The 17538-nt window shown below is 66.4% G+C and carries 23 protein-coding genes; 14 read left to right on the forward strand and 9 right to left on the reverse strand.

What is annotated here, in order from left to right:
• Positions 1-25 precede the first annotated feature (25 nt).
• The 4 genes from AC13EK_RS22175 (at position 26) to AC13EK_RS22190 (ending at position 3612) form a co-directional block, all read left to right on the forward strand.
• Positions 26-652, forward strand: a complete 627-nt coding sequence (locus tag AC13EK_RS22175; protein ID WP_483022387.1) for a TetR/AcrR family transcriptional regulator — start codon at positions 26-28, stop codon at positions 650-652.
• Positions 653-754: 102 nt separating this feature from the next.
• Complete coding sequence (locus AC13EK_RS22180) at positions 755-1546, forward strand: acid phosphatase (RefSeq protein WP_136185738.1); 792 nt, start codon at positions 755-757, stop codon at positions 1544-1546.
• A gap of 46 nt (positions 1547-1592) precedes the next feature.
• The gene (gene hisC / locus AC13EK_RS22185) at positions 1593-2702 is read left to right on the forward strand and encodes a histidinol-phosphate transaminase (protein WP_069336485.1); all 1110 of its coding nucleotides are present in this window, start codon (positions 1593-1595) and stop codon (positions 2700-2702) included.
• Between the two features lie 4 nt (positions 2703-2706).
• Positions 2707-3612 (forward strand): prephenate/arogenate dehydrogenase family protein, encoded by a 906-nt coding sequence (locus AC13EK_RS22190; protein WP_069336486.1) that lies wholly within the window; start codon positions 2707-2709, stop codon positions 3610-3612.
• Positions 3613-3706: 94 nt separating this feature from the next.
• On the opposite strand, the gene AC13EK_RS22195 is transcribed toward AC13EK_RS22190, so the two are convergent.
• The 4 genes from AC13EK_RS22195 to ftsE are packed head-to-tail and all read right to left on the reverse strand — an operon-like array spanning position 3707 to position 6542.
• A complete protein-coding gene (locus AC13EK_RS22195; RefSeq protein ID WP_170828656.1) occupies positions 3707-4399 on the reverse strand; it encodes a lysophospholipid acyltransferase family protein in 693 nt (230 codons plus the stop codon).
• 3 nt (positions 4400-4402) lie between these two features.
• On the reverse strand, positions 4403-4933 hold the full coding sequence (locus AC13EK_RS22200) for a YdcF family protein (protein ID WP_010338644.1): 531 nt from the start codon (positions 4931-4933) through the stop codon (positions 4403-4405).
• Complete coding sequence (locus AC13EK_RS22205; protein WP_017502748.1) at positions 4930-5832, reverse strand: cell division protein FtsX; 903 nt, start codon at positions 5830-5832, stop codon at positions 4930-4932. Before AC13EK_RS22205 ends, AC13EK_RS22200 begins: the two co-directional genes overlap by 4 nt.
• Positions 5832-6542, reverse strand: coding sequence for a cell division ATP-binding protein FtsE (gene ftsE, locus AC13EK_RS22210; RefSeq protein ID WP_004208937.1), 711 nt, complete (start codon positions 6540-6542; stop codon positions 5832-5834). The genes AC13EK_RS22205 and ftsE overlap by 1 nt, the downstream gene beginning before the upstream one ends.
• 180 nt (positions 6543-6722) lie before the next feature.
• On the opposite strand from ftsE, the gene AC13EK_RS22215 reads away from it, so the two are divergent.
• Positions 6723-7577, forward strand: coding sequence for an MJ0042-type zinc finger domain-containing protein (locus AC13EK_RS22215; RefSeq protein WP_277788452.1), 855 nt, complete (start codon positions 6723-6725; stop codon positions 7575-7577).
• 9 nt (positions 7578-7586) lie between these two features.
• Here the strand turns inward: AC13EK_RS22215 and AC13EK_RS22220 are convergent, their stop codons facing one another.
• Both AC13EK_RS22220 and AC13EK_RS22225 read right to left on the reverse strand, forming a co-directional pair.
• Positions 7587-8492 carry a pirin family protein gene (locus AC13EK_RS22220; protein WP_277788453.1) on the reverse strand — a complete coding sequence of 302 codons (906 nt, stop codon included), beginning with the start codon at positions 8490-8492 and terminating at the stop codon, positions 7587-7589.
• Between the two features lie 22 nt (positions 8493-8514).
• Complete coding sequence (locus AC13EK_RS22225) at positions 8515-8802, reverse strand: BolA family protein (RefSeq protein ID WP_004208941.1); 288 nt, start codon at positions 8800-8802, stop codon at positions 8515-8517.
• A gap of 45 nt (positions 8803-8847) precedes the next feature.
• Between AC13EK_RS22225 and AC13EK_RS22230 the strand changes: the two genes are divergently transcribed.
• The 8 genes from AC13EK_RS22230 to AC13EK_RS22265 all read left to right on the forward strand — a co-directional run bounded on the left by AC13EK_RS22230 (position 8848) and on the right by AC13EK_RS22265 (position 15450).
• A complete protein-coding gene (locus tag AC13EK_RS22230; protein ID WP_010338638.1) occupies positions 8848-9465 on the forward strand; it encodes a J domain-containing protein in 618 nt (205 codons plus the stop codon).
• Between the two features lie 121 nt (positions 9466-9586).
• Entirely contained in the window at positions 9587-10879 is a 1293-nt protein-coding gene (locus AC13EK_RS22235; protein ID WP_069336430.1) for an Hsp70 family protein, read from the forward strand.
• A gap of 86 nt (positions 10880-10965) precedes the next feature.
• Positions 10966-11973 (forward strand): cobaltochelatase subunit CobS, encoded by a 1008-nt coding sequence (gene cobS / locus AC13EK_RS22240; protein WP_048938551.1) that lies wholly within the window; start codon positions 10966-10968, stop codon positions 11971-11973.
• A 36-nt stretch (positions 11974-12009) separates the two neighbouring features.
• A complete protein-coding gene (locus AC13EK_RS22245) occupies positions 12010-12432 on the forward strand; it encodes an OsmC family protein (protein ID WP_483022388.1) in 423 nt (140 codons plus the stop codon).
• 39 nt (positions 12433-12471) lie between these two features.
• Complete coding sequence (locus tag AC13EK_RS22250) at positions 12472-12768, forward strand: nucleotidyltransferase family protein (protein ID WP_004208946.1); 297 nt, start codon at positions 12472-12474, stop codon at positions 12766-12768.
• Positions 12758-13105, forward strand: coding sequence for a HepT-like ribonuclease domain-containing protein (locus AC13EK_RS22255; protein WP_026109340.1), 348 nt, complete (start codon positions 12758-12760; stop codon positions 13103-13105). The genes AC13EK_RS22250 and AC13EK_RS22255 overlap by 11 nt, the downstream gene beginning before the upstream one ends.
• A complete protein-coding gene (cobT, locus tag AC13EK_RS22260; protein ID WP_069336432.1) occupies positions 13102-14928 on the forward strand; it encodes a cobaltochelatase subunit CobT in 1827 nt (608 codons plus the stop codon). The genes AC13EK_RS22255 and cobT overlap by 4 nt, the downstream gene beginning before the upstream one ends.
• Before the next feature lie 51 nt (positions 14929-14979).
• Positions 14980-15450 carry a GreA/GreB family elongation factor gene (locus AC13EK_RS22265; protein ID WP_069336433.1) on the forward strand — a complete coding sequence of 157 codons (471 nt, stop codon included), beginning with the start codon at positions 14980-14982 and terminating at the stop codon, positions 15448-15450.
• An 88-nt stretch (positions 15451-15538) separates the two neighbouring features.
• On the opposite strand, the gene AC13EK_RS22270 is transcribed toward AC13EK_RS22265, so the two are convergent.
• From AC13EK_RS22270 to AC13EK_RS22280, 3 genes are all read right to left on the reverse strand, one after another.
• Positions 15539-16030, reverse strand: a complete 492-nt coding sequence (locus AC13EK_RS22270; RefSeq protein WP_069336434.1) for a Dps family protein — start codon at positions 16028-16030, stop codon at positions 15539-15541.
• A gap of 122 nt (positions 16031-16152) precedes the next feature.
• On the reverse strand, positions 16153-16719 hold the full coding sequence (locus AC13EK_RS22275; RefSeq protein ID WP_069336435.1) for a TMEM165/GDT1 family protein: 567 nt from the start codon (positions 16717-16719) through the stop codon (positions 16153-16155).
• 11 nt (positions 16720-16730) lie between these two features.
• Entirely contained in the window at positions 16731-17054 is a 324-nt protein-coding gene (locus AC13EK_RS22280) for a hypothetical protein (RefSeq protein WP_069336436.1), read from the reverse strand.
• Positions 17055-17255: 201 nt separating this feature from the next.
• On the opposite strand from AC13EK_RS22280, the gene rpmG reads away from it, so the two are divergent.
• The gene (gene rpmG / locus AC13EK_RS22285; RefSeq protein WP_004208953.1) at positions 17256-17423 is read left to right on the forward strand and encodes a 50S ribosomal protein L33; all 168 of its coding nucleotides are present in this window, start codon (positions 17256-17258) and stop codon (positions 17421-17423) included.
• Positions 17424-17538 lie beyond the last annotated feature (115 nt).

A 17538-nucleotide genomic window follows, 5' to 3' on the forward strand; every position in this document is an offset into this window, starting at 1 on the left:
GTATTGGCAGGCGGAGGGAGAGAGCATGACCGATCCGGCTTCCCGACGGGATGAGAGACGCGATGACAAGGCGCCACGCACCGCGCGGGGCGAACGCACGCTTCGCGCGCTGCTGTCGGCGGCGGCCGAGGAATTTGGCGAAAAGGGATTTCACGACGGGTCGATCAGCGGCATCACCCGCCGGGCGGGCTGTGCGCTGGGCAGTTTCTACACCTATTTCGACAGCAAGGACGACATTTTCCGCGCGCTGGTCAACGACATGTCGGGCCAGGTGCGCGACTATGTCTCGCCCCGCATCGCCGATGCGCGTAACGGGATCGAGGCAGAGCGGATCGGCCTCTTGAGCTTTCTGGAGTTCGCCCGCGCTCACAAGGAAATCTACCGCATCATCGACGAGGCAGAGTTCGTCGACCAGGCCGCCTATCGCGCCCATTATGAGAATACCGCCACCCGCATGGCCGCGCGCCTGAAAAAGGCCGCGCAGCAGGGCGACGTGCGCGCGGACGTGGAAGAGGTCCATGCCTGGGCGATCATGGGGATGAATGTGTTCCTGGGGCTGCGCTATGGCGTGTGGGACGACAGCCGCCCCGCGCAAGAGATTGCCGACATCGCCAACGCGTTGATCGAGAAGGGGATCGGCAAGCGCGATTGAGGGTTGCACCGCCGCCGCCTATCGGGACAAGCACCGATGGTCGCGCCCTGCCCCTGCTGATAGGGCCGGGCGTCAGGCCCCAAAGCAAAAGGCGGACAGGCGATGCGCACACTCCATAAACAGACATTCCTTCTGGCATCGATCCTGCTGGTCAGCGGCTGTGCAACCACCGCCACGTCGCCGTCGGCCAGCGCCCCGGTGCCGCCGACCACGATCGAGGCGGTCGGACAGCTGACCAAGGCCATCCCCTTCCCGCGCGGCTATCTCGACCCCGCCGCGCTGCCCAACAGCCTGACCCTGCTGCCGCCCCCGCCCGCCCCCGGCACCGCCGCCAAGGCGGCCGACGAGGAAGCCTATCGCGCCGCGCTCGCCGCGCCGGCCGATCGCCAGGCGCTGGCCGCGTCGGATGCGGACCTGGGCTGGCCGCACATGGTCCAGTCGTTCGAGCCGATCGCCGGCCTGTCGCTGTCGGACGGCACCCACCCGCACCTCACCATGTTGCTGCGCCGCGCGGCTGCCGACGCCGCCTTCTCCACCTCGCGCGCCAAGGGCCATTATCAGCGGGTGCGCCCGTTCGTGGAGCATGACGGCAATACCTGCCGCCCGCAGGACGAGCCGATGCTGCGCAAGGACGGCTCCTATCCGTCGGGCCATACTGCGATCGGCTGGATGCTGGCGCTGGTCCTGACCGACGTCATGCCCGACAAGCAGGATGCGCTGCTCAAGCGCGGTTATGAATTTGGCGAGAGCCGGGTCATCTGCCGCGCCCATTGGCTGAGCGACACGCTGGCCGGGCGGGTCGTGGCATCGGCCACCTATGCGCGGTTGCAGTCCGATCCGGTGTTCCGTGCCCAGCGCGAACTGGCGCGGCAGGAATTGGCAGCGCCGCGCTGATCCAGCCGCTTTGCCTTTGGCGCGGAAGCCGCTAAAGCCGCGCTCCATGAGCGACGCTGCAGCAAAACCCGCCCCCAAGGACTGGATTCTCGGCATTCATGCCTATGTGCCGGGCAAGTCCGCCGCCGATGACGGCCGGCCGCTGATCAAGCTGTCCGCCAACGAGAACCCGCTCGGCACCGGTGCGGCCGCCCGCGCGGCACTGGTGGCGGCGACGGCGGACCTGGCCACCTATCCCGATCCGGGCGCGGCCAGGCTGCGCGAGGCGATCGGCGCGGTCCATGGCCTTGATCCGGCGCGCATCATCTATGGCACCGGGTCGGACGAACTGCTGCATATCGCCGCCAGCGCCTATGCCGGGCCGGGCGACGAAGTGCTGTATGTCCGCTACGGCTTCTCCGTCTATGACATCGCCGCCCGCCGCGTCGGCGCGACGCCGATCGAGGCGCCCGACGCCGATTATGCGACCGATGTCGACGCGCTGCTGGCGGCGGTGACGGAGAAGACCAAGGTCGTCTTCCTTGCCAATCCCAACAATCCCACCGGCACCATGACCAGCCGGGAGGAGATTGCGCGACTGCATGCCGGGCTGCGCCCCGACATCTTGTTCGTGCTGGACCAGGCCTATGCCGAATATCTGGACGCGGACGAGGATGATGCGGGGCTGGAACTGGCCAAGACCGCGTCCAACGTGTTCGTCACCCGCACCTTCTCGAAAATCTATGGCCTGGCGGCCGAGCGGATCGGCTGGGGCTATGCCAGTCAGGATGTGATCGACATCCTTCACCGCATCCGCGCGCCGTTCAACGTGACCACCGCCGGCCAGGCCGCTGCGGTCGCCGCGATCCACGACCATGAATGGGTCGAGGCGAGCCGCGCCCATAATGCGCAATGGCGCGAATGGCTGGCGGGCGAGATCGCATCCCTCTCCAACCACGGCCTGCGCGCGGTGCCCAGCCGCACCAATTTCCTGCTGATCCTGTTCGACGGCAAGCTGACCGCCGAGGCGGCGATGAAGGGGCTGTGGGACGAGGGCTATGCCACACGCTGGCTGCCCGGCCAGGGCCTGCCCAACGGGTTGCGCATCACCATCGGCACCGAGGAACAGACCCGCGCCGTCGCTGCCAAGCTGCGCGCCATGGCGGAGGCGGCCTGACGCGATGCTGCCCTTTTCCCGTGTCACCATCATCGGCCTTGGCCTGATCGGATCCTCGCTGGCGCGGGCGATCCGCGAATATATGCCGACCGTCCGCGTCACCGGCCATGATGCCGATCCGGACGTGCGCGAGACCGCGCGGCGCATCGACCTGTGCGACGACATCACCGATACGGCCGGCGCATCCGTCACCGACGCCGAACTGGTGATATTGTGCGTGCCGGTCCGCGCGATGGGCGCGGCGGCGGCGGAGATTGCCGACGAGTTGCCGGCCGACGCGATCATCAGCGACGTGGGTTCGTGCAAGGCGGACGTGCTGGCGCAGCTCAATACGGCCCTGCCCGGCCGCATCATCATTCCGGCGCATCCGGTGGCCGGCACCGAGAATAGCGGGCCGGAAGCGGGCTTTGCCACCCTGTTCAAGGGGCGCTGGTCGATCGTCACCCCGCCCGCCGATGCCGATCCCGCCGCCGTCGAGCGGGTGTCGGAACTGTGGCGCCGGGTCGGCGCCGATGTCGAGACGATGGACCCGGCGCATCATGATCTGGTGCTGGCGGTGACCAGCCATTTGCCGCACCTGATCGCCTATACGATCGTCGGCACCGCCAGCGACATGGAGAATGTCACCCAGAGCGAGGTGATCAAATATTCGGCCGGCGGCTTCCGCGACTTCACCCGCATCGCCGCGTCGGACCCGACCATGTGGCGTGACGTGTTCCTGGCGAACAAGGAAGCGGTGCTGGAAATGCTGCAGCGCTTCTCGGAGGATCTGTCGACGCTGCAGCGGGCGATCCGCTGGAATGACGGCGACACCCTGTTCAACCTGTTCACCCGCACCCGCGCGATCCGCCGGTCGATCATCGAACAGGGCCAGGACGACGCCAAGCCCGACTTCGGCCGGTCGCATTGATAGCAAGCTGCCATGATGCTTACGCATCAGCAGCTTGAAACGCTCAGGCGCCGCGCGGGCTTGGCAAAGCGCCAAGGGCGCTTTGCGAATCTGTTCAATTGAGCGCGTTGATCGCGGCGTGGACGCGGATCTCGGCCTCCTTGCGGTCGAGGCCGGTGGGGACGATTTCGCCAACCTTGTAGGTGATGGTGCCGGGGCGCTTCAGGAACTTGCCGCGCGGCGAGACGACGCCGCTGTCGATTGCGATCGGCACCACCGGCAGGCCGAGCAGGCTGTAGAGGCCGGCAAAGCCGGACTTGAGCGGCGGCGCTTCGCCATGGGGAACGCGCGTCCCTTCGGGGAACAGGCAGACTGCCCGCCCCTGCGCCACGGCGTCCTTGGCGGAGGCACGCAAGGTTCGCAGCGCACTGGCGCCAGCGGTCCGCTCGATCGGGATCAGGCCATAGCGCCGGGCGATGCCGCCCCAGAAGGGAATGTCGAGCAGTTCGCGCTTCGCGCCGATCACCGGCCGGTCGAACAGACAGAGCAGGTCGATCGTCTCGAACATCGATTCATGTTTGACGATATAGAGATAGGGACCGATCGGCAGGTCGCCATCGACCACGATCCGCTGTCCCAAAATCCAGCGCACGCAGAGGCGATGAAAGCGGCTCCAGCCGGTCGCCGCCGACTGGACATGCGCGGGCTTGAACATCCCGCCGATGACGGCCGCCAGCACGAAGAACGCGGTGCCGACATAGAAGGTCAGCATGAAGACGAGCGAGCGAAGGGCAGTGAACAGGGGCATGGATCAGATACCAAAGAGCGCGGCCACGCGGCGCGCGAGATATTTATTATATTCCCGCACCAATATGGTGAGGCTGGGACGGCTGGGCACCGCGTCATAGACAAGGTTGATGCGGCCCGGAAGCGCCTGACGCAGTTCGAGCGCGGAACGACGCATATGCCAGTCGGTGGTGATGAGGCGGACGCTCTTATAATCGCGCCGTTCCAGCCAGCGGGCCGTCTCGATCGCGTTGGAACGGGTGTCGATCGCCTCGCGTCCCAGGGTGATGCAGCAGGTGAAGAGCGACAGCCGGGTCTTATATTCAGCCGCCAGTTCGACCGGACGGACCGACCGGTCGACGCCCGAAATCAGCATGCGCTTGGCCGCGCCTTCCTCCAGCAGGGCCAGCCCGCGATCGATCCGGCCGGCGCCGCCGGTCAGCACGACGATCGCGTCGGTCTGTCGCCCGTCGAGCGGCTGGGGCAGGAACATCGCGAACCAGGCGAATCCCAGCATCCAGCCGAGCAGCGTAACGGCGATCAGGCGGACGATCATAACGAGCGCCCGAGTGCGCGCAGCACGGTCCAGCGGCCGGTGAGCGTCGACAGGAGAATGCCGGCAATCGGTAGTGCCGCGAGCAGCGCCCAGCTGGTCCAGGGCAGGGCGACGGCGCCCATCAGCTGCGATCCGGTGGCCGACAGGCGTGCGCCGATCAGCAGGATCACCAGCACGGCGAAGGAAAAGCCCAATGCGCCGCCCATGGTGGCGTCGAGCGCGATCCGACGCTGGAACAGGCGGGCGATCTGTACATCGGTCGCGCCCATCAGGTGCAGCACCTCGATCGTGGTGCGATGGCTGTCATGGGCGCCGCGCGCCGCCAGCACGACGACGGCGCCGGTGGCGAGCCCCATCAGCAGCACCAGCCCGCCCGACAGCCAGCCCAACGCGGTGAGCAGGCCGGCGAGCGGCGCAAGGAAGGCGGCATGGGGTTCGACCCGCAGGCTGGGCGACAGGGTGGCGAGCGACCGGCGCAACCGGTCGACCTTGGCCGCCGCATTGCCCGGCGTGAGGCTGACGTCGATCAGCGCCGGGATCGGCAGGTCGCCGCTGGTCACGTCTGCGCCGAGCCAGGGACGCAGTTGCTGCGCCAGCGTCGCGGCCGGGACCGGTGCGACCTGGCGCACATCGCGATTGCCGCGCAGCGCCTGTTGCACGCGGGCGGAGAGACGATCGCGCTGCTGCGCATCGGCCTCCACCACCTGAACCGTGGCGCGGCCGGCAAGATCGGCGCTCATCGCGCGGACGGCGGTGCCAAGGCCCAGGCCCGCCGCGGCGGCCAGCACGGTCAGGAACATCATGATCGCGATGATCCAGGGCATCGGCCCCGCCACCCGACCGGCGGGCAGCAGGCGATGGCGCGCGGCGGCGGCGCTGCGACGATTGCCCCCGGCCATCAGGCGCCGCCCTGCGGTCGGGGCGGATAGCGCAGCGCGCCGGTCGGATCGGCCAGCCGGCCCTTGTCCAGCCGCATCATCTGCGCGCTCGCCACCTGGGCCATCAGCGGCAGGTCATGGGTGGCGACGACGATGGTGGTGCCGAGGCGATTGAGCGCTTCGAACAGGGTCATCAGGCGGCGGGCCATGTCCGCATCGACGTTACCGGTCGGTTCGTCGGCGACCAGAATCTCCGGCCGGCCGATCACCGCGCGGGCGATGGCGACACGCTGCTGCTCCCCGCCCGACAGGGTCGCGGGCCGCGCCTGGCCGCGATCGCCCAGCCCCACCCAGTTCAGCATTTCGCTGACCGGTGCGTCGATCTCGCTTTCCTCCATGCCCGCGACCCGGAGCGGCAGGGCGATATTGTCATAGGCGGACAGATGCGGGACCAGCCGGAAATCCTGGAACACGACGCCGATGCGGCGGCGAAAGCCGGGCAGACGCTTGCGGGGGAGCGTCACCACATCCTCGCCGAACAGGCGGATCACGCCGCGACTGGGCCGCTGGGCGAGATAAAGGAGCTTCAGCAGGGATGTCTTGCCCGCGCCCGAGCTGCCGGTGAGGAAATAAAAATCGCCGCTGTTGAGCGAGAAGCTGACGTCGGACAGGGTCTCGCTGTCCAGACCATAGCGCAGGCCGACATTTTCGAACTGGACGATGGCCGACATAAGTGACGTGTGGCGCCGATGCGCTCCCTGCTTCCCCGAAGCCCTGCCATGGCACAGGCGGCGGGGACGCGTAAAGGGCAGGCCGACAAACTATCCCGCGCAATGCCGCGAGTCGCGCCCATGAGCGGGTCTGTGTTTCAGACTCTTGCCCTAGAGTCCCTGCCATGCCTATGAAGCAGAATGATCCTGGTGTGCCCCAATTGCGCGACGCGCTACATCGTGCCCGACACCGCCGTCGGCCCGGACGGACGCCAGGTGCGGTGCGCCGCCTGCAAGCATAGCTGGTTCCAGGAAGGCCCCGCCCCAGCGCCGCGCGAAGAGGCGCCCGAAACGGTCGCTCCCGCGCCGGTCGCGCCGCCGCCGCCCGCTCCTCCGCCACCGCCTCCCCCCGTGGAAGCGGCGCCCGCCGAAGCGCCGATGCGATTCACGCCGGCGCCCGAGCCGGAACCGGTCGCCCCCGTGCAGCCGGAGGCCGCTGCCCCGCCGCCGGTCGAACCCGCGGCCGAGCCGACGCCCGCGATCGCCCCCGATTACCGGTTCGACGACATTTATGCCGGCGTGTCGCAACCAGCCGAAGAGGTGCCACCGCCGCCGTCGCTGCCGGCCAAGCGTCGGCGCAATGGCGCCAAGCTGCTGACCTGGGCCGCCGTCCTCTTCTTCCTGCTGGTCGCGGCCGCCGGCGCTGCGCTCCATTATTTCGGGCCGCCGGCCTGGGCGGTGAATATGGGGCTGGTCGCTGAAGAGGGCGATCCGGACCTGCTCTTCTATCTCTCCAAGCCTGCCGAGCGACGCAAGCTGCCGACCGGCGAGGAATATTTCGCCTTTGGCGCGCGGATCGTGAACAGCGGCAAGCAGGCGCTGCCGGTGCCGCCGGTGCTGGTGCAGTTGCGCGACCGGCAGAACCGACTGGTGTTCAGCTGGACCACCAAGGCGGACAAGGCCCGGCTGAAGCCCGGCGAGGAAGCGTCGATCAACGAAAGCCGGATCGACATTCCGAAGAATGCCGAGAATCTGTCGCTGACCTTCGTCGAATAAGCCTGACCGTCAGGGGTAGCTGACGGTCTTGGGCCGGCCCTGCGGGATCGGGATAAATTCCTGATCGTCGCCCGGAATGAGCGGGAAGCGCATCGCTTCCCAATCCTCGCGCGCCTGCATCAGCCGGTCCTTGGTCGAGGACACGAAATTCCACCAGACATGGCGCGGGGTCGCGAATGCCTCGCCGCCGCACAGGACCAGATTGGCGCCCTGATCGCTGTGCAGCGTCGCCGGCACGCCGGGACGCAGCACATAGAGGGTCTGGGGCGCCAGTTCGACGCCATCGAGCGTCGCCGATCCCTGCCAGAGATAGAGCGCCCGCTCCTCGGCAATGGCATCGACCGGGATCGAGCCGCCGGGACGCAGCTGGATATCGGCGTAGATGGTGTCGGCATAGGTCGAGACCTGTGCCGTCTCGCCCCAGAGCGTGCCCATGATGACCCGCGCCCAGGAGGCATGATCCTCCAGCACCGGCAGGCCACCGCCCTCGACATGCTCGAAGGCGGGGTCGCATTCCTCGTCACGGTCCGGCAAGGCGAGCCAGGTCTGGATCGCCAGCAATTTCTTGTCATGGCCGCGATCGGCGGGCGGGGTGCGTTCCGAATGGACGATGCCCTTGCCCGCGGTCATCAGATTGACCGCGCCGGGGCCGATCAACTGCTGCGTGCCGAGCGAATCGCGGTGGAGGAACGTCCCTTCCAGCATGTAGGTGACGGTGGCGAGGTTGATGTGGGGATGGGGGCGGACGTCCACCCCCTGCCCCGTCGGCAACAGCGCCGGCCCCGCCTGGTCGAAGAAGATGAAGGGGCCGACCATGGTCTGCTCCTTCGCCGGGAGCGCGCGATGCACCTTGAAATCGCCCAGATCATGGGTCGTTGGCGTGATCGTCTGCAGCAGCACATTGTCGCTCGACATGGGACGGCTCCTGTCGTTGGGGTCAGGCTTCTCCGGGTGCGCGGGCCTTGATCGCGAGGGCATGGACCTTGTCGCGCAGCAGGTCGGCGAGGGCGGCATTGACCAGGCGCTGCCGGGCGACGCGGCTCTGGCCGACGAACCGTTCGGCGACGATCTCCACGGTGAAATGGCTTTCGCCCGAGCCGTCATGGCCGGCATGGCCGCGATGCTTTTCGCTGTCGTCGATGACGGCGAGATGGGCAGGAGTCAGGGCGGCGCGCAGCCGCGCCTCGATTTCGGTGGCGACAGGGCCTTTGAGGTCGGTGGTCATGCGCCCTATATAGGCTGCTTTGCCAGCCATTCCATCAGGACAATCTTGAGCAGCGATCCCTTCTCGACCCGTCGTTTCAACCGTTTTCACGGCCGCGTGGAAAGCGACCGCCCCTGCGCCGTGCCCGGTTGCCCGGAACCGGGCGAATTTCGCGCGCCATTGCAGGAAGGCCACCGGTCGCATCACGAGGGGCCGCAATGGCGCTGGCTGTGCCTGGACCATGTCCGCGCCTTCAACCAGGGCTATAATTTCTTCACCGGCATGAGCCCGGAGGAAATTGCCGCGGCCCAGCGCCCCTATGCCGGCTGGGAGCGGGAGACCCGCGCCTTTTCCAGCAATGCCGCCAGCCCGCCGCCCAAATGGTCGGACTTCCAGGATCCGCTCGACGCGATCGGCGCCAAGTTCAAGGAGCGGGTGGCCAAGGCACGGGCCGATGCGCAGGTGCGGCAGGACGGCCAGTTCCTGTCATCCGAGGATCGCAAGGCGCTGTCGGTGATGGGCCTGCCGATCGACGCCGACCGCAAAGCGCTGCGCACCCGCTATACCGAATTGCTGCGCCGCTATCATCCCGACCATAATGGCGGCGACCGCACCAAGGAGGGGCAGTTGCAGAATGTGATCGAGGCCTATGGCCATCTGCGCAAGGCGCCGGTGTTCGCCTGACTTCGCATATTTGCACACCATTCCGGTCTGGCATCCCGCCCAGATGTAGGACAGGATGGCCTTGCCGCGCCGGAATGACGCTGCCATAGCGCCCGGCCCTCGATTTTCCCGGAGAGACCCCATGCAGGATCAGCCCCGCGCGCTGGGCCTTGATTTCGGCACGACCAACAGCGTCGCCGCCATCGCCGATGCCGGCCAGTCGGAGCTGGTCGAATTTGCCGGCGCGCAGGCGACCGGCGCGGTGTTCCGGTCTGCCCTGTGCTTCTGGCATGACAGCCATGTGAAGGGCGGCATGGCGCATGAGGCCGGCCCGTGGGCGATCAGCGAATATCTGGAATTTCCCGAGGACAGCCGGTTCCTGCAATCCTTCAAGTCGGTGGCGGCCAGTCCGATCTTCGAGAGCGCCAGTATCTTCGAGAAACGCTATCGCTTCGAGGAACTGGGGCAGATGTTCCTGGGGAAGATGATCGGCCATGCTGGCGGCACGCTGGACAAGCGCCCCGAGCGGATCGTTGTCGGCCGGCCGGTCGAATATGCCGGCGCGCGGCCCGACGAGGCGCTGGCGCGGCAGCGTTATGACGCGATGTTCGCCGGCTTCGGCAGCGAGATCCATTATGTCTATGAGCCGCTGGGCGCGGCGTTCAGCTATGCCAGCCGGCTCGATAGCGCGGCGACCATCCTGGTCGCGGATTTCGGCGGCGGCACCAGTGACTTTTCGCTGGTACGGGTCGAGGCGCCGGGCGCGGCGCGCCGCTGCGTGCCGCTGGGATCGGCGGGCATTGGCCTGGCCGGCGACCGGTTCGATTATCGCATCATGGACCAGTTGGTGCTGCCGATGCTGGGCAAGGGCGGCGCCTATACCTCCTTCGGCAAGGAGCTGGAGATACCGCGCAGCTATTTCGCCGATTTCGCCGACTGGTCGCGACTGGCGCTGATGCGCAACCGGCGGACGATGGACGAACTGGCCAAGTTGCAGAAGGCGGCGCGCGATCCCGCCGCGATCGGCCGGATGATCACGGTGATCGAGAAGGAACTGGGCTATCCGCTCTATGATGCGGTCGGCGCGCTGAAGCGGGCCCTGTCGGACGCCGACAATGCCACCTTCCGCTTCGAAGGGGGCGGCATCAGAATCGAGACCGAGGTTGCACGCGCCGATTTCGAGCGCTGGATCGCGACCGACATCGCCGCGATCGAGGCGACCGTCGACAAGGCGCTGGCCAAGGCCAATGTCGCCCCGGAAAGCATCGACCGGGTGTTCCTGACCGGCGGATCGTCGCTGATCCCCGCGATCCGCGACATCTTCTTCCGCCGCTTCGGCCATGACCGGATCGCCACCGGCGGCGAGCTGACATCGATCGCCCATGGGCTGGCATTGGTCGGACAGGAGGCCAATCTGACCGAATGGGCCGCTTGATCCCCGAATGATGAGCCCCCACTGTCTCGACACACCCTTGCCCGATCGTTTAGGGCGAGAGTGACTCGCAGGAAGATGATGACGACATGACCGACATTTCCAACATCCAGCCCGATGCCCGTTCCGAGACGCTGATGGAGGCGCCCGACCGGGAGGTCGATGTGCGCGAGATGTTCGGCATCGACATCGACATGAAGGTTCCGGCCTTTTCCCAGGCCGATGAGCGCGTGCCCGATCTCGACCCCGCCTATGTGTTCGACCCGGACACCACGCTGGCGATCCTGGCCGGTTTCGCCTTCAACCGCCGCGTCATGGTGCAGGGCTATCATGGCACCGGCAAGTCGAGCCATATCGAGCAGATCGCCGCGCGCCTGAAATGGCCGTGCATCCGCATCAACCTGGACGCGCATATCAGCCGTATCGACCTGGTCGGGCGCGACGCGATCGTGCTGAAGGACGGCCAGCAGGTCACCGAATTCAAGGAAGGCCTGCTGCCCTGGTCGCTGCAGCGCCCGGTCGCCCTGGTGTTCGACGAATATGATGCCGGCCGCCCGGACGTGATGTTCGTGATCCAGCGCGTGCTGGAAACCGACGGCAAGATGACCTTGCTCGACCAGAATCGCGTTATCCGGCCGAACCCGCATTTCCGCCTGTTCGCAACCGCCAACACGGTGGGCCTGGGCGACACGACCGGCCTCTATCATGGCACGCAGCAGATCAACCAGGGCCAGATGGACCGCTGGAACCTGGTGGTGGCATTGAATTACCTGCCCGCCGCGACCGAGGCGCAGGTGGTGCTGGCGAAGTCGGGCGAATATGATCATGAGGGCGGCCGCAAGGAGGTCGAGAGCATGATCAAGGTGGCGGAACTGACCCGCCAGGGCTTCATCAACGGCGATATCTCGACCGTGATGTCGCCCCGCACCGTGATCAGCTGGGCGCAGAATGCGCTGATCTTCAAGGATGTCGGCTTCTCTTTCCGCCTGTCCTTCCTCAACAAGTGCGATGAGGCGGAACGGCCGCTGGTGGCGGAATATTATCAGCGCGTCTTTGGCAAGGATCTGCCCGAGAGCGTGGCGAGCCGGGCGAACTGAACCTTCGCACGGCCCCTTGAACGAAAGGGCAGACCCATGATCGTCGTCGAACGGATCGACCCCAATGGCGGCAGTGCGCACCGGATCAGCATCCGGGGCCATGAGATCGTCGCCGACATGTCGGCGCCGGACGGCCATGACGCGGGACCGGACCCGCATGATCTGTATGATTCGGCGCTGGGCGCCTGCAAGGCGATGACCATGCTCTGGTATGCGCAGCGCAACGGCATTCCGGTCGAGAATATCCATGTCGGCGTGGTGCGCGATGCGAGCCAGCAGCGGGCCGGGGTCTACAAGCTGACCACCCGCATCGCCGTGACCGGCCCGATGAGCGACGAGCAGCATGAAAAGCTGATCGCGGTCGCGGCCAAATGCCCGGTCCACAAGCTGATGAGCGAGGTCGAGACGCAGATCGAGACCGTCGCCGTGCCGCGCGTGAACGATCCGGAGGGCCGGTGAACGCTGGCCCGCGCCCGCGCTTGGCATTATGATGGATATATGGACAGGAACACCGCCATCGATCGCCTGAAAGCCCATGAAGCCCAGTTGCGGGCCATGGGTGTGGTGAGCCTGTCCTTGTTCGGATCGACCGCGCGGGGCGAACAGCGGCCGGATTCCGATGTCGATGTCGCGGCCAAGCTGGTCGATGATGGCCGGATCGGCCTGTTCGAGGTGGCCGCGATCGGCGAAGCGGTGCGCGAGGCGCTGGGCGTCGCCGTCGACATGGTCACCGAACCGGCCCGCAAGGCACGACTGCAACACGAGATCGATCGGGATCGCGTCTGTGTCTTCTAGCCGCGAAGCCCAGAGGTTGCAGGATATTGTCGAGAATATCGACGCGGCCCGTTCCTATGTCGGCGACATGGCGATCGAGGCCTTCATCGCCGATCGCAAGACGGTGGATGCCTGCGAACGCTGCCTGCAACGGATAACCGAAGCGGTGATCAAGATCGGCGAGGACCGGATGGAGGAGATTGCGCCTGCAATCCCCGCCAGGGCCATTCGCGGCCTGGGCAATGTCCTGCGGCATGAATATGACTCGATCGACCTCCGTTACATTCTCATCACGATCCAGCGTGACCTGCCGCCGCTGCGTGCGGCCTGCATCGCCGCGCTGAAGGACTTGCCATGACCGAACGTTCCCCCCTCGACGCCTTCAAGGATGTGCTGGCCGGTACTGCGCGGGCGATGACGCGCGACATGGAGGTGGAGGTGAGCTTCACCGCCGACACGCCGCACATGGTGGGCAAGGCGATCAAGGTGCCGACGCCCAGCCGCGCTTTGCCCGCCGATCAGGTGGCACTGGCGCGCGGCTTTGCCGACGCCAATGCGCTGAAGCTGCGCCACCATAATGCCAAGCTGCACAATGCGATGGCGCCGGGCGAAGCGGTGGCGCGCGCGGTGTTCGACGCGGTCGAGCAGGCTCGGGTCGAGGCGATCGGATCGCGGGCGCTGGACGGCGTGCGCGCGAACCTGAACGAGGCGCTGGCGATGCGCCTGAAGTCCGATCCGATCCGCCGGGCGCGGGCGGCGGACGAGGTGCCGCTGTCGACCGCATTGGCGCTCAAGGTGCGCGAGCGGCTGACCGGCCAGGCGGTGCCCGAGGAATTGCAGCCGGCGATGAAGCTGGTCGACCAGTGGATCGAGGACAAGGCCGGCAGCGATCTCGACGCGCTGGGCCTGGCGATCGACGACCAGCGCGCTTTCCAGAAGCTGACCCAGGCGATGCTGGAGCATCTGCAACTGGTCGATGCCGACGTGCCGCCGGAAACCGACGATCCCGAGCCCGAGGATGAGGGCGAGGACAAGGAGGAAGAGCAGGAAGAAGGCGATTCCGGCCAGGAGGAATCGGGCGACAGCGACATGAACGCCGAAGCCCGCTCCGAGGATCAGGGCGGCGAGACCGAAGAGGGCGACACCGACTATAGCGAGGAGTTCGACGCCGACGCGGAAGACGGCGCCGACGATATGGGCGAGGAAGGCATGATGCCGGTGCGGCCCAATCGCCCGACATCCGACCTGCCCCCCGGTTTCGACTATAAATCCTATACCCAAAAGCATGACGAGGTCGTCACCGCCGACGACCTGTGTGACGAGGATGAGCTCAATCGCCTGCGCGGCTTCCTGGACCAGCAGCTTGTGTCGTTGCAGGGGGCCGTCACCAAGCTTGCCAACCGGTTGCAACGCCGGTTGATGGCGCAGCAGCTTCGCTCGTGGGATTTCGACCAGGAGGAGGGGATTCTGGACGCGGCGCGGCTGGCGCGGATCGTGATCGATCCGACCCGGTCGCTGACCTACAAGATCGAGCGCGATACCGAGTTTCGCGACACTGTCGTCACCCTGTTGATCGACAATAGTGGCTCGATGCGCGGCCGGCCGATCAGCATCGCCGCGATCAGCGCCGACATCATGGCCCGCACCCTGGAACGCTGCGGCGTGAAGACCGAAATCCTTGGCTTCACCACGCGCGCCTGGAAGGGCGGGCAGAGCCGCGAGGACTGGCTGGCGGCGGGGCGTCCGCCGATGCCGGGGCGGCTCAACGACCTGCGCCACATCATCTACAAGAAGGCCGACGAACCCTGGCGCCGGGCACGCAGGAATCTGGGCCTGATGATGCGCGAAGGGCTGCTGAAGGAAAATATCGACGGCGAGGCGCTGCTATGGGCGCATGCGCGGTTGATCGCGCGGCCCGAGGAGCGGCGCATATTGATGGTGATTTCCGACGGTGCGCCGGTCGACGACAGCACCCTGTCGGTCAATAGCGGCACCTATCTGGAACGGCATCTGCGCCAGGTGATCGACTGGATCGAGAACAGGTCGCCGGTGCAGCTGGTGGCGATCGGCATCGGCCATGACGTCACCCGTTACTATCGCCGCGCCGTGACCATCATGGACGCCGAACAATTGGGCGGCACGATGGTTGAACAGCTTGCGGGCCTGTTCGACGAGGATTGACCGGCCACCTCGGCCCATCGTCCCGCATTACTGAAATTCTGGAGGGGCAAGATGAGTGTCGCCTTTCGTCGCGAGAGCGACGATGAGCATATGGAACCCAAGTTCGAGCTGCCGATCCCGCCCGGCCCCAATTGGGTCACGGCGCGCGGATTGCGGCTGACGCAGGAACAGGTTGCAGCGCTCGAAGCGATCGACACCGCGGCGATGGACGAGGAAGCCGCCAAGAAGCACAAGCGGGTGCTGCGCTACTGGCGCACGCGGCTGGCGACGGCGGAACTGCGCCCGGCGGCCGATGGCGAAGCGGTCGCGTTCGGGACGCGGGTGACCTATCGGCTGAACCGCCAGGAAAAGATCGTGGCGATCGTCGGCGATGACGAGGCCGATCCGCATGAGGGGCGGATCAGCTTTTCCGCGCCGCTGGCCCGCGCGATGATGGACGCAGAGATGGGCGAGGCGGTCGATTTTGCCGGCAAGGACGGCGCGATCGAGATCGTGGCGATCGGGGTGGTGGACGAGGCGTAGCGCTTTACGCTTCTCGACAGGCTCGAAGCGAACGGACCTTGGATCGAAAATGGCCTCCCGGTGACTTGCCGGGAGGCCATTTTCAGATTCAGGCGCCGCGGGCGGCTTCGAACAGGAACCAGGCGCGCTGTTCGGCCTGGTCGGTCCAGTCGTCGACAATGCCTTCGGTCGCATTGTCGCCTGCTTCGGTGGCGGCGGCCTTCACCGCGCGGAAGGTTTCGACCAGCGCCAGATTGTCGTCGCGCAGTTCCTTGAGCATGTCGGCCGGATTGACGAAATCGGCGTCATTGTCCTTGACGGTCTGATGACGGGCGACGTCGCCGATCGAGCGCAGCGTGGTGTTGCCGGTCTTGCGGACGCGCTCGGCGATCAGGTCGGTCACGCCCAGAATCTCGGTCGCCTGCTCGTCGAACATCAGATGATAGTCGCGGAAATGCGGGCCGGAGACGTGCCAGTGGAAATTCTTGGTCTTGAGATAGAGGGCAAAGCTGTCGGCCAGGGCACCGTTCAGGGCCTCTGCGACCGACTTGGTGGCGTTGCTCTTGAGGTCGGTGGGCGTCTTGAGATCGGGGGCGGTCATGCACTGTCCTCCTGTTGGGGCGGAATTGATTTCGGACATATAATGATTGTCCGTCAATAAGGTGCCCCCGCAAGTCGGAAATCTTTGGGCAATTTATCGGTCAGGCTGATGAAGGGAATCGATCAGAGCCGGCCGATCGCGCTCATCGCCATGCCTGCGCCCGCCAATATGGCGATGCCGCCGCCGACCAGGCGAATCGCGCGCACCGGCAGCACGGAGAGGAACCGGTCGCGCATCAGTATCACCGGCACGCTGGCGGCGATCACGCCGATCGCGCCGCCGATCGCGGCCAGCGCCGGGTCGGCCGTGCGGGTGGCGATGCCCAGGATCAGGAATTGCGGGCCGTCGCCAAAGCCCAGGATGAAAACGCCGAGCGCCGTGGTGAGGAACGGCCCGATGCGCCAGTCGTCGAGCGTGTCGGGCATCTTCACCGGCCAGAACAGGCCGACGCCCAGGAACAGCAGCGACAGCGCCATGAACAGCAGCCGTGCGTCATGGCCGAGCATCGGCCCGATCCAGGCGCCCGCTGCCGCGGAAAGCGCGGCATTGGCGATGGCGGCAACGGCGACGCCGGCAATGATCGCCCCGTCGCGCTGGTAACGATGGGCGAGCGCGAGCACAAGCAACTGCCCCTTGTCGCCAATTTCCCCGAACAGGCAGCCCAGCAGGGCGATCAACAAGGCGTCCATTCCAAATCCCGTCAGGCGTGCAGGCGATGCACCGTAGCGGGCGCAGCGGCCGGCGGCAAAATATTGTCGAGCGGCGGCAGTTCGTCGGCCATCGCGTCCCGCATCCGGTCGAGATAGGAGAGGACGACCGAATCGAGCCCGTCGAGCGAGAGGACCGACTTGAGCTTGGCGGCCAGGTCGCCGACGCTGTCGACGCGGAAGGCGCGTGCGATATGGCGGATCTGGTCGACCTCGTCATGCAGGCGCGGCACCGACACATGGCCGCGCTGGGCGGCGAGTCCGTCGACCCGCCGCAGCAGGTCCGCCAGAATCGCCAGTTTCGGATCATGTCGCATGGAGCCATCTCCCTTCATCCGTGCCCCGCCTGGCAGCATGCGCGCATAGGGTTAAAGGGCCGTAAAGCCTGTTGCGCAGCCTCCATTGGCCGCGCGAGCCTTGACATCGGGGCGAATCTGCCCCAAGGGGCACCGCTGAAACGGGGCGGTCCGACAGGGCCGCTTTTCTTTTTACGCTATTTCAAGACCAGGGACCAAGCCATGGCCAAGCCGGCAACTGTCAAGATCCGCCTCGTCAGCACGGCTGACACTGGCTTCTTCTACGTCACCAAGAAGAACCCGCGCACCACGACCGAAAAGCTGAGCTTCAGCAAGTATGACCCGGTCGTGCGCAAGCATGTCGAGTTCAAGGAAGCCAAGATCAAGTAAGCCGCCGCGGGCTTCGCGCCCGCGCGCCTGATCTTTCGGCACCGAAAAAGGCCCGTCCCTGTTGGGAGCGGGCCTTTTCCTGTTGGCATTCGAGCCGGCTAGGCCCCCGATCCGA

It is taken from the genome of Sphingobium sp. L-44, from assembly GCF_056859495.1.